At 72.7% G+C, this 11,689-nt stretch carries 10 protein-coding genes; 9 read left to right on the top strand and 1 reads right to left on the bottom strand.

All coding sequences use genetic code 11. From position 1 onward, the window contains the following. Positions 1-8 precede the first annotated feature (8 nt). The 8 genes from M3677_RS04085 to M3677_RS18320 all read left to right on the top strand — a co-directional run bounded on the left by M3677_RS04085 (position 9) and on the right by M3677_RS18320 (position 8,946). On the top strand, positions 9-941 hold the full coding sequence (locus M3677_RS04085) for a DUF3097 domain-containing protein (RefSeq protein WP_251154738.1): 933 nt from the start codon (positions 9-11) through the stop codon (positions 939-941). A gap of 685 nt (positions 942-1,626) precedes the next feature. After that, positions 1,627-2,280, top strand: a complete 654-nt coding sequence (locus M3677_RS04080) for a spermidine/putrescine ABC transporter substrate-binding protein (RefSeq protein WP_066652971.1) — start codon at positions 1,627-1,629, stop codon at positions 2,278-2,280. A gap of 124 nt (positions 2,281-2,404) precedes the next feature. Beyond that, a complete protein-coding gene (locus M3677_RS04075) occupies positions 2,405-2,806 on the top strand; it encodes a DUF3054 domain-containing protein (RefSeq protein ID WP_209683558.1) in 402 nt (133 codons plus the stop codon). Positions 2,807-3,027: 221 nt separating this feature from the next. After that, on the top strand, positions 3,028-3,903 hold the full coding sequence (locus tag M3677_RS04070; protein WP_251159848.1) for a hypothetical protein: 876 nt from the start codon (positions 3,028-3,030) through the stop codon (positions 3,901-3,903). A 59-nt stretch (positions 3,904-3,962) separates the two neighbouring features. Next, complete coding sequence (locus M3677_RS04065; RefSeq protein ID WP_251159847.1) at positions 3,963-5,039, top strand: ATP-binding cassette domain-containing protein; 1,077 nt, start codon at positions 3,963-3,965, stop codon at positions 5,037-5,039. Between the two features lie 26 nt (positions 5,040-5,065). After that, positions 5,066-5,881 carry an ABC transporter permease gene (locus M3677_RS04060; RefSeq protein ID WP_200884159.1) on the top strand — a complete coding sequence of 272 codons (816 nt, stop codon included), beginning with the start codon at positions 5,066-5,068 and terminating at the stop codon, positions 5,879-5,881. Positions 5,882-6,031: 150 nt separating this feature from the next. Next, positions 6,032-7,933, top strand: a complete 1,902-nt coding sequence (locus tag M3677_RS04055; protein ID WP_251159922.1) for an amino acid transporter — start codon at positions 6,032-6,034, stop codon at positions 7,931-7,933. Positions 7,934-7,965: 32 nt separating this feature from the next. Continuing rightward, positions 7,966-8,946: an EamA family transporter gene (locus M3677_RS18320; RefSeq protein WP_251154741.1), complete on the top strand. Its 981-nt coding sequence runs from the start codon at positions 7,966-7,968 to the stop codon at positions 8,944-8,946. Here the strand turns inward: M3677_RS18320 and M3677_RS04045 are convergent. After that, positions 8,933-10,615 (bottom strand): long-chain-fatty-acid--CoA ligase, encoded by a 1,683-nt coding sequence (locus M3677_RS04045; RefSeq protein WP_066652982.1) that lies wholly within the window; start codon positions 10,613-10,615, stop codon positions 8,933-8,935. The genes M3677_RS18320 and M3677_RS04045 overlap by 14 nt on opposite strands. A 59-nt stretch (positions 10,616-10,674) precedes the next feature. Between M3677_RS04045 and M3677_RS04040 the strand changes: the two genes are divergently transcribed. Next, positions 10,675-11,604: an oxygenase MpaB family protein gene (locus tag M3677_RS04040; RefSeq protein WP_251159846.1), complete on the top strand. Its 930-nt coding sequence runs from the start codon at positions 10,675-10,677 to the stop codon at positions 11,602-11,604. Positions 11,605-11,689: the final 85 nt, after the last annotated feature.

Genomic DNA, 11,689 nt, shown 5'->3' with positions numbered 1-11,689 from the left:
CTTCCCGGGTGGACGACGACCGGTACGGCAGTGACGTGCTCTCGGGCGACTGGCGCTCGAAGGGCGTCAAGAAGGTGCGGCAGGTGCCGCTCGAACGCGACATGGTGCTCGAGGACCCCGACTCCGGGTGGGCGGGCGCCGTCGTCGGGCTCGAGGCGGGCAACGTCGCCCTGGAGGACTGGAAGGGTCGCACCCGCGCCTTCCCCTTCACCGGGCAGTTCCTGCTCGAGGGCGAACTCGTCACCCTCGGTCGTCCGCAGGCGCCGGTCGGTCGTTCCGCCGCGGCTGCACCCCCGGCTCGCGCCGCCGGTGCGGACGGGAGGCCCGGGGCCGCGCCCGCCGTGCGGCACACGACCGACGGTGGTCGCCTCCGGACCGCGTCGGGTTCGTTCGCCGTCGAGCAGCAGCGGGCACGAGTGGCGCTGCCCTCGCGGATCATGGTCGAGGGCAGGCACGACGCCGAGCTCGTGGAGAAGGTCTGGGGCGCCGACCTCCGTGTCGAGGGCGTCGTCGTCGAGTACCTGGAGGGCGTCGACAACCTGGCCGACGTGCTCGACGAGTTCCGGCCCACCCGAGAGCGTCGCGTCGGGGTGCTCGTCGACCACCTCGTCCCGGGGTCGAAGGAGTCCCGGTTCGCCGACGCCGTGATGCGCGGGAAGTGGGGCGCGCACGTCCTCGTCGTCGGGCACCCGTTCGTCGACGTCTGGCAGTCGGTGAAGCCGGCGCGCCTCGGGCTCGAGGCGTGGCCGACGATCCCGCGCTCGATCGAGTGGAAGAAGGGCATCCTGCAGCACCTCGGGTGGCCCGCCGCGGAGCAGGCCGACGTCGCCCGTGCATGGCAGCGGATCCTCGGGCAGGTCCGGACCTTCAACGACCTGGAGCCACAGCTGCTCGGGCGCGTCGAGGAGCTCATCGACTTCGTGACCGAGCCGCGGGCCTGAGCACGGCACCACCCGGGGCCGGATCGACCGAGGCTGGGCCGACCCGCGCCTCCCGTCCGTCCCGTTCGCCGAGCGGGCGGAACCGGCGGGGGCGGACCACCCCTGCTGCCGTTCCTTCCCGCTCGCCGGCGCCCGCGTCCGGCGGCCATCGCGAGCGGGCGGATCGCGTACTCCCGCGCCCGGTCCGGTCGCCGGTTCCTTCCCGCTCGCCGGCCCCCGCGTCCGGCGACCATCGCGAGCGGGCGGAACGCGTACTCCCGCGCCCGGTCCGGTCGCCGGTTCCGTCCGTTCGCCGGCCCCCGCGTCCGGCGGCCATCGCGAGCGGGCGGAACGCGTACTCCCGCGCCCGGTCCGGTCGCCGGTCCCGCCCGCTCGCGCGACGTGTCCGCTCGCGCGTCCGGTACCGAGCGCGAGAGGGCGGAACGCGCAGGTCCGCGCAGGGCTGCTCGGCCGTTCCGCCCGCTCGCCGGGTGGTGCCGGACGCTCACCCGAGCGGGCGGAACTCGCACCTGCGCGACCGGTCCGGCAGGCGTTTCCGCCCGCTCGCGGCACACCTGGCCGCTCGCCGCACCGCGCCGGGCCGACGAGGGGGCGGAACGTGCGGGCCGCTCGGCGAGCGCGGCGCGTTTCCGCCCGCTCGGGCGCGCTCCGGGGGCAACCGCGCCGCGCGGCCTACTGTTGAGGGATGGACGGCATCGACGGTCGCGTGCGGAGCGCGGTCGACGTGTGGTTGCGCTGGCTGCCGCGCTGGCAGATCGGGACCGCCCGCCCGCGGACGCGGATCTGCCGGAAGTGCACCGGTTCTCCGATCGCCTCGGCAGCGGGCTTCGGCCCGGACGTGCCGCACGCCGTCCAGCACGCGTTGATCGGTCGGATCTCGACCATCGTCGAGGACGCCGTCGACGAGTACACCGCGAAGAACCTCCCGCTGCTGCACCGTGAGCTCGAACGGGCCGCCGCGCGGAAGCGGCACGCGGGCTACCAGCCGACCGAGGGCCTGTCGCCGGAGTTCCAGGGACTCGACGTGGACCCGGAGCCGTCGCCCGGGGAGCCGTTCCTGTTCACCCTCGACGAGATGACCGGCACGGGGGCGGGGGAACAGACGCCGCGCGAACCGCTGTCCGACGAGGCGAAGGCCGCACTGCGGCACGAGATCGCCCTGTCCGACGAGTGTGCGCGCGCCACGGGGACGGCCGTGTGCCTGGCCCTCGTCGAGCACCGTCCGCGGATCGCCGAGGCCGTCGAACGCCTGGTCGAACCGCAGATCGCGGCGCTCGTGTCCGACATGTTCCGCGGGTTCGACCTGCCGGAGGAGAACGGTCGCCCCGGGCTGTTCTGAGCGCGGGCCCCGGCAGGACTGGGTCACGACGGGCAGGGCAACGACGGCGCAGGGTCACGACGGGGTGGGTGCGACGACCGGGCGGGGGTCACGAGCAGCGCTCCGACCGCGCGAGAATGGTCGGGTGACTCGCACCTGGGGCTGGCTCGCAGCCGTCGTCGACATCGTCCTCATCGTCGCCTTCGCGCTCATCGGGCGGTCCTCCCACGCCGAGGCCTCGTCGCTCACCGGACTGTGGACGACGGCGTACCCGTTCCTGGCCGGCTGGCTCGTCGGGTACCTGGTCGTGCGCGGTTGGCGGCGTCCGCTCAGGGTGTGGCCGACCGGTGTGGTGGTGTGGGTGGCGACGGTCGCGATCGGGATGCTGCTCCGCGTGCTGACCGGGCAGGGCGACGTCGCGGGGGATCCGCTGCCCCTGTCGTTCGTCATCGTCGCGACGATCTCGCTCGCGGTCTTCCTGCTGGGGTGGCGGCTGCTCGTCGGGCTCGTCCTCCGCACCGGGCGGCGGGGTCGCGGGCGCGCCTGAGCAGTCGCCGGCGCTCGTGGCCGTGGCGGGAGCCCCGTCCTCGTCGCCCGCCCGGGTGCCGCCGACGCGCGCTCCACGGCCGGGTCGACGGCGCTCGGCGCGCGCTGACACCGCTCTCGGCCAGTTCTGTGCGGTCGCACAGTCAGCGGTCGCCGGCGCTCCCTAGGGTGGCACCGACGGACCCTCCCGACCGGGGCGGACCGCACCGAAGGAGCAACGACATGGGATTCCTCGACCGACTGCTCGGCCGTCCCGAGCGCGACCGCGACCAGCAGGGCGGGTGGGGCCAGCCGCAGCAGCAGCCGCAGCAGCAGGGCTACCGGTACGGACAGCAGTCGTACCAGGTGCCGCCCGTCCAGCAGGGACAGCAGTACGGGACCCAGCAGGGCCAGCAGTACGGCGGCCAGCAGTACGGGACCCCGCAGTGGGGCGGTCCCGCTCAGCCCAGCGGACAGCAGTACGGCGGCCAGCAGTACGGCGGACAGCAGCCGGGCGGACCGCAGGGTGCAGCGTCCACCGACGACGAGCGCGCCGTCGAGCGCTACCGCTACCTGCTCCGCACGGCGCCGCCGGAGCGCATCGAGGAGGTCCACGCCGAGGCCTTCGCGACCCTGACGCCCGAGCAGCGTCGGATGGTCTACGACGAGTTCACCCGCAGCGCCCCGGACGGCGAGGCCCCCCGCGGGGACGACCCGCGGTCCCTCGCCCAGGCGGCGACCCGCTCGGAGATCCGGCAGCCCGGCTTCATGGAGCGCTCGCTCGGTGGCATGAACGGCGGCGCGGGAGCGATGGGTCAGCGCGGTGGTCCGTCGTTCGGCCGGATGATCGGCGCCTCGATCCTCGGCACGGTCGCCGGGTACGTCATCGGCTCGGCGATCATGAGCGCCTTCCTGCCCGACGCCGGATCGTTCGACGGCGGTACCGATGCTGCGGGCGACGGCGGTTCGGAGGACACTGGTGCCGACTCCGGTGACGGCGGGGCGTCCGATGCGGGCGCGTTCGACGGCGGCGGGTACGAGAACGCGGGCTGGGACGACGGCGGCGGAGACTTCGGCGGCGGCGGCTTCGGCGACTTCGGTGGTGACTTCGACGTCTGAGTGACGTCGTCGCTCCCTCCGACCCCACACCACACCGACGTGGCCGACGAGGGAGCGACATGGCCATCATCGAAGCCTCCGGGCTGACCAAGACCTACCGATCGCGCTCGGGTCCGGTGCACGCACTGGCCGGGCTCGACCTGTCCGTCCCCGAGGGCACCGTCACGGCGCTGCTCGGACCGAACGGCGCGGGCAAGACCACCACCGTGAAGGTCCTCACGACGCTCGTCACCCCGGATTCCGGCCGGGCGACGATCGACGGCATCGACGTGGTCGCCGACCCGCAGGCCACCCGCCGGTCCATCGGTGTCTCGGGGCAGTACGCCGCTGTCGATGAGAACCTCACCGGGGCCGAGAACCTCGAGATGATCGGCCGGCTGTACCACCTCGGTCGACGGGCAGCGCGGCAGCGGGCGCGCGAACTCATCGAGGTGTTCGACCTGTCCGAGGCCGGAGACCGACCCGTGAAGGGCTTCTCCGGCGGCATGCGTCGGCGCATCGACCTCGCCGGTGCGCTCGTCACGAACCCGCGCGTGCTGTTCCTCGACGAGCCGACCACCGGACTGGATCCCCGGAGTCGCCTGGCCCTCTGGGCGATCATCGAGGGCCTGGTCGGCGACGGCGCCACCGTGCTGCTCACGACGCAGTACCTCGAGGAGGCCGACCAGCTCGCCGACGACATCGCCGTGATCGACGACGGACGGGTGATCGCCGAGGGCACCGCCGACCAGCTCAAGGCACAGGTCGGTGGACACCGCGTGGTGGTCACCCTGGTGGACGAGGACGACCGGGAGGCCGTGGTCACCGCCCTGCGCCGCCACGGCGTCGGGGACGTGGAGACGTCGGCCGACGGGCGCACCTCCGGCATCGCGGTCGAGGCCGGACCGCAGGCGCTCCAGCGGGTCCTCGCCGACCTGGGCGAGGCGGGCATCCGGCTGCACGACGCCGGCATGCGACGCCCGACGCTGGACGACGTCTTCCTGCGCCTGACGGGACACGCCGCCACGGCGGACGAGGAGGACGCGCCGGACGGTGGCGGCGGGGCGGGGGCGGGACGTGCCTCCCGGCCGGGGCGACGCGACACGGTGGGAGCCGCGGGGGACATGAGCGACAGCACCCCGGAGCGTGTCCGGTGACCGCCGTCGGCGCGTCGCGGCAGCAGCTGCCGGTGGTCGTGACCTCGCCCGTCGCGATCTGGTTCGAGGACGGCTGGACCGTCACGCGACGGAACCTGACGAAGATCAAGCGGTCCCCGGACATGCTCGTCTTCGCGGTGCTGCAGCCGATCATGTTCGTGCTGCTCTTCAGCCAGGTCTACGGCGGGGCGATCCAGGTGCGGGGGACCGACTACACGCAGTTCCTGATGGCGGGGATCTTCGCGCAGACCGTCGTGTTCGGGGCGACCTTCTCGGGGTCGGCGATGGCGCAGGACCTCAAGGAGGGCCTGATCGACCGCTTCCGGACCCTGCCGATGTCGGCGTCGGCGGTGCTCGTCGGGCGCACGAACTCGGACCTGGTGCTCAACGCGATCTCGATGGTGATCATGATGCTGACCGGGCTGGCGGTCGGGTGGCGGGTCGGGTCCGCACCGCACGAGTTCCTCGCCGGGGTCGGGCTGCTCCTGCTCTTCAGCTACGCGTTCAGCTGGGTGATGGCGCTGCTCGGGATGAGCGTCCGGACGCCGGAGGTCATCAACAACGCGTCCTTCATGGTGCTGTTCCCCCTGACGTTCATCTCGAACGCCTTCGTGCCGAGCGAGACGATGCCGCTCGTGCTGCGGGTGTTCGCCGAGTGGAACCCCGTGTCGTCGCTCGTGCAGGCCGCACGGGAGCTGTTCGGCAACGTCGGCACGGCTCCCGTCCCCGACGTCTGGACGATGCAGCACCCGGTCGTGACGGTGCTGATCGGGATCGTGGTGCTGCTCGTGGTGTTCGTGCCGCTGTCGGTGCGGAAGTACACCAGGATCAGCGCGGGCTGAGGCGCCGTCCACAGACCCGGTCGTGGGGTGCCCGAGGGTCGTCGGGACCGCTTACCATCGACTCTCGTGACCGCGACCGAAGCCGAGCGTGCCGCCCAGGGCGGCGCCACCGGGCGACCCTCCGACCGCAGCGAGCGGCTGCGCCGCTGGATGCTGCACGGAGCCGACCAGGGTGCCTCGCACCAGGGCCCCCACCAGGTCGAGGTCGAGAAGACCCACTCGTGGTGGCGGGTCATGTGCCTGACCGGCGTCGACTACTTCTCGACGCTCGGATACCAGCCCGCCATCGCGGCGCTCGCCGCCGGGCTGCTGTCGCCCGTCGCGACGATCGTGCTCGTGCTCGTGACCCTGTTCGGCGCCCTGCCCGTGTACCGACGGGTCGCGTCGGACAGCTTCAAGGGTGCCGGCTCGATCATGATGCTCGAGAAGCTGCTGCCGTGGTGGGCCGGCAAGCTCTTCGTGCTCGTGCTGCTCGGGTTCGCCGTGACCGACTTCATGATCACGATGACGCTCTCGGCCGCCGACGCCACCGCGCACATCGCCGAGAACCCCTTCACGCCGCACTGGTTCACCGAGATCCCGGTGCCGATCACGCTCGTGCTGCTGCTCCTGCTCGGCGTCGTGTTCCTCCGCGGGTTCAAGGAGGCCATCGGCATCGCCGTCGGGCTCGTCGCGGTGTTCCTCCTGCTCAACGCGGTCGTCGTCGTCGTGGCGCTGTGGCACGTGTTCGAGCGTCCCGTCGTCGCGAGCGACTGGTGGTCGAACCTCACTGCGCAGCACAGCAACCCGCTCGTGATGATCGGGATCGCGCTGGTCGTGTTCCCGAAGCTGGCGCTCGGCCTCTCCGGCTTCGAGACGGGCGTGGCGGTGATGCCGCAGGTGCGCGGCGGGGCCGGTGACGACCCGGACGGCCGCCCCGAGGGACGGATCCGCGGCACGAAGCGCCTGCTGACGACCGCCGCGATCATCATGAGCACGTTCCTCATCACGTCCTCGATCGCCACGACCTTCCTCATCCCGCAGCAGGAGTTCCAGCCGGGCGGCGGCGCGAACGGTCGCGCCCTGGCGTTCCTGGCGCACGAGTACCTCGGCAACGTCTTCGGGTCGGTCTACGACGTGTCGACGGTGGCGATCCTGTGGTTCGCGGGCGCGAGCGCGATGGCCGGTCTGCTCAACCTCGTGCCGCGCTTCCTGCCCCGCTACGGCATGGCGCCGCAGTGGGCGCGTGCGACCCGGCCGCTCGTGATCATCTTCACGCTCATCGCCTTCGCGATCACGATCATCTTCGAGGCGAACGTCGACGCGCAGGGCGGCGCCTACGCCACGGGTGTCCTCGTGCTCATCACCAGCGCGGCCGTCGCGGTGACGCTGTCGGCTCGGCGGCGGCAGCAGAAGAAGCGGACGATCGGCTTCGGGGTCATCGCGGTGGTGTTCGTCTACACCACGGTCGCGAACGTCATCGAACGTCCGGACGGTGTCCGCATCGCCGCGGTCTTCATCATCGCCATCGTCGTCGTGTCGCTGGTGTCCCGTGTGCGGCGGTCGTTCGAGCTCCGGGCGTCGTCGATCGAGCTGGACGCGACCGCCCGGCAGTTCATCGAGGCCGACGCCGACCAGTTCAGCTCCGTCTGCATCATCGCCAACGAGCCGGGCGCCGGGACCGCCGAGGCCTACCGGTCGAAGGGGCGCGAGGAACGCCGCGACTCGGGCATCCCCGCGCGCGTGCCGACGATGTTCCTCGAGGTGCTGCCAGCCGACTCGTCCGACTTCGAGGAGGACCTGGTCGTCGAGGGACACGTCGTGCAGGGCCACCGTGTCCTGCGCGTCCGGTCCGGCAACGTGCCGAACACCATCGCGTCGACGCTGCTCGCCGTGCGGGACATCGCCGGCGTCGTGCCGAGCATCTACTTCGAGTGGAACGAGGGCAGTCCGATCCAGAACGCCCTGCGCTTCGTGTTCACCGGGGTCGGCGACGTCGCCCCGGTGACGCGCGAGGTCCTGCGCGAGGCGGAGCCGGACGTGCACCGGCGGCCGACCGTCCACGTGTCGTGACCGACCCGGCGGCGGCCGACGGTCCACGTGTCGTGACCGACCCGGCGGCGGTGGGTCGTGCCTCCCGTCCGGTGGGCGGCCCCGTGGCGGTCCTCGTCGCCGCCGCCGTGTGGGGGACGACGGGGACCGCGACCCACTTCGCACCCGGCGTTCCCGCGTTCGTCTTCGGTGCGGTCACGTTCGGTCTCGGCGGGCTCGTCCTCGCCGCGACGACGGGTCGCTCCGCGCTGCGCGCGGTCGTCCGACCCGGTGCACGGAGCTGGGTGCTGCTCGGCGCGGTCTCGCTCGTCGTGTACGCGGTCGCGTTCTACGCAGCGCTCGCGGACGCGGGGGTCGCGCTCGGCACGACGGTGGCCATCGGGTCGTCGCCGCTCTTCGCGGGCATCGTGGAGTGGGCGGCGGACGGGAGGCGCGTCACCGGTCGCTGGGTCGTCGCCACCCTGGTGGGCGTGGTCGGCATGGTCGTCGTGACGCTCGCGAGGACGGCGGCGCCGGGCGACGGGTCCCTGCTGCTCGGGCTCGGCAGCGCACTGCTCGCCGGACTGACGTACGCCACCTACTCGTGGGCGGTCGCGCGGGGGATGCACGCGGCGACCCGGCCGGCCCCGGTGCCGCCGGCACTGCCGACCGCCGTGTCGGGCAGTGCGGCCGGTGCCGGCGGGCGCGGGGTGGTCGGCGCCGTGTTCGGGCTGGCTGCCGTCCCGCTCGTGGTGCTCGCGGCGGTCGCGGGACGTGACGCGCTCGTCGTCGGGGCGAACTGGCCCGTGTTCGTGTACCTCGCGCTCGTGCCGACGGTGCTCGGACACTCGCTGTACGCGGTCGGGCTGCGGCGGGTCAGCGCCTCGGTCGCGACACTGCTGTCGCTGTTCGAGCCCGTGGTCGCCGCGGTGCTCGCCGTGCTCGTGGTCGGCGAACACCTCGGCGGTGCCGGGTGGCTCGGGGTCGCGCTCGTCGTCGTCGGCCTCGCGCTGCTCGCGGTCCCGCGACGGAGCGGCCCGCCTACTTCGCGGTGATCTGGTCCCGCACCTTGCGGCGGAGCACCTTGCCGATCATCGAGCGCGGCAGGTCATCCACCACGACGATGCGCCGCGGCACCTTGTAGGCCGCGAGCTGCTCGCGCGACCACGCACGGAGCGCCTCGGCGTCGAACGACGCCCGGTCCTTCGGCACGACCGCCGCGACGACCTGCTCGTTGCCGCCCTGCGTGATGCCGACGACGGCGACCTCGCGCACGCTGGAGTGCTTGAGCAGGGCGTCCTCGACCTCGGACGGCGAGACGTTGAAGCCGCCGGTGATGATGAGCTCCTTGAGCCGGTCGACGATGCTGACGAAGCCGTCCGCGTCGATCGACACGACGTCACCGGTGCGGAACCAGCCGTCGGGCGTGAAGACCTCGTCGGTGGCCTCGGCCTTGCCCCAGTAGCCGCGGAACACCTGCGGGCCCCTGACCTGCAGCTCGCCGGCCTCGCCCGTGCCGAGCACCTTCGTCTGGTCGTCCGGGTCGACCACGCGGGCCTCGGTGGACGACAGCGGCAGTCCGATCGCGCCGAGGCGACGCTCCGGGGAGACCGGGTTCGCCATGAGGACGGGGGAGCACTCGGACAGGCCGTAGCCCTCGACGAGGTAGCCGCCGGTCCGGGCCTCCCACGGCTCGACGACGCTCTGCGACAGCGGCATGGCGCCCGAGATGCCGATCTCGATGCCCTGCAGCGACACCTTCGCCGAGTCCGCCGCGTGCTGCAGTCGGGTGTAGATCGGCGGCACGGCCGGCAGGAACGTCGGCGGGTGCTTCTTCATCGCCTTGAGGACGAGTGCCGGGTCGAACGCCGGGAAGAGCACCAGCCGCGAGGCCATGCTCATCGCGAAGGTCAGGCACAGCGTCAGGCCGTAGGCGTGGAACATCGGCAGCACCGCGTACACCGTGTTGTCGCCCCGGCGGATCGTCGGGACCCACGCCCGTGCCTGCGCGGCGTTGGCGAGCAGGTTCCGGTGGCTCAGCACCGCACCCTTCGGCACCCCGGTGGTACCGGACGTGTACTGGATGAGCGCGACGTCGGTGGTGGCCGGGCGCGGGTGACGCTTCGACAGCTTGCGCGTCGAGACGAGGTCGTCCCACTTCGTCGTGCCACGCACGCTCGTGGTGAGCTTCGCGCGCGACTCGCGGGCCTTGGCCACCGGCAGCGACAGGGCGATGCGGGTCGCACGGGGCATCGCGCGCGTCAGGTCGACGGAGACGATCGCGTCGAGGCGCAGGTCTGCGGGGAAGTCCTGGAGCGTGGAGACGGACTTGTCCCACGCGATCGCGACCTTCGCGCCGTGGTCCTCGAACTGGTGCCGGAGCTCGCGCGCCGTGTAGAGCGGGTTGTGCTCGACGACGATCGCGCCGAGTCGGAGCACCGCGTAGAACGCCACCACGTGCTGCGGGCAGTTCGGCAGCACGATCGCCACCCGGTCGCCGGCACCGACGCCGAGCTTCCGCAGGCCGTTCGCGGCCCGCAGGATCTGCTCCTGCAGGTCGGCGTACGACGTCGTCCTGCCGAAGAACTCGAGCGCCACCTTCCCCGGGAAGCGGTCCGCGGACTGCTCCACGATGTCGGAGAGCGAGCCCGTGGGCTCGTCGATGTCGTGCGGGACCCCCGGGGCGTACGAGGCAAGCCAGGGACGAGGCGTGTCGATGCTCACTCGGCCAACCTACCGGCGGAGCCGTGCTCGTTGTCAGGGGCACGACGGACGATGGGTGCATGGCTTCCGTGTCCGACGCGTTCCGCTCCCGCCTCAACGACACCTTCACCAACGGCGCGACCGAGCGTCCCGCCTGGATCGACGAGCTCGAACAGGGCTCCGACGCGGGCTTCTTCGGCCCGGGCTCCGCGACCTGGGCCGTGCACGGCGGCAACCACACCGTGCTCGCGGGGGTCCGGGCGCTGCTCGTGCAGGCGCTGCACCCCGGGGCCCTCGCCGGGGTGGCCGACCACTCGCGCTACCGCGAGGACCCGTTCGGCCGCCTCGCCGGCACCATCCGGTGGATCTACACGGTCTCGCACGGCGACACGCAGCAGGCCACGCACGCCAGCCAGTGGGTGCGGAAGCTCCACGAGCGGGTGGTCGGCGAGTACGTCGACGGCCACGGCGTGACGAGGCCGTACGCCGCGAACGACCCCGACCTGGCGCGGTGGGTGCACCTCGCCTTCACCGATGCCTTCCTGCGGAGCGCCCAGGTGTGGGGCAAGCCCATCCCGGGCGGCGCCGACGCCTACGTGCGCGAGTGGGCGGTCGCCGGGCGACTGATGGGGGTCGAGGACGCTCCGGAGTCGGACGCCGAACTCCGGGCACAGATGAACGGGTACCTCGACCGCGGCGAACTCAAGGCCGACGCCCGGACGCACGACGTGGTCCGGTTCATCAAGGACCCCCCGCTCGCCAGGCTCCTCCGACCGGGCTACCGGGCGTTGTTCGACGGAGCGGTCGCATCGCTCGACCCGCGGCACCGGTCGATGCTCGCGCTGCGGACGCCCGGGGTCGGGCCCGTGCAGCTGCCGGTGCGGCAGGTCGCCGGCGTGGTGCTCGACGGCATCGGCGCGGTGCTGGGGACGACCCCGGGCACCGAGCGCGCGGCACTCGTCCGGATCGCCCGGTTGGAGCAGGAATCGCGTCAGGACGCGACCGCCTGAACGGTGCGCCGTCCGTGCGGCGTTGCCGGACTGACTGACCTGACGGACGGGAGGCGCGGTGCCAGCTGGCACCGCGCCTCCCGTC

This window comes from Curtobacterium sp. P97 (assembly GCF_023712445.1).
Lineage (GTDB): Bacteria > Actinomycetota > Actinomycetes > Actinomycetales > Microbacteriaceae > Curtobacterium.
This window is presented reverse-complemented; position numbering and strand designations above follow the sequence as displayed.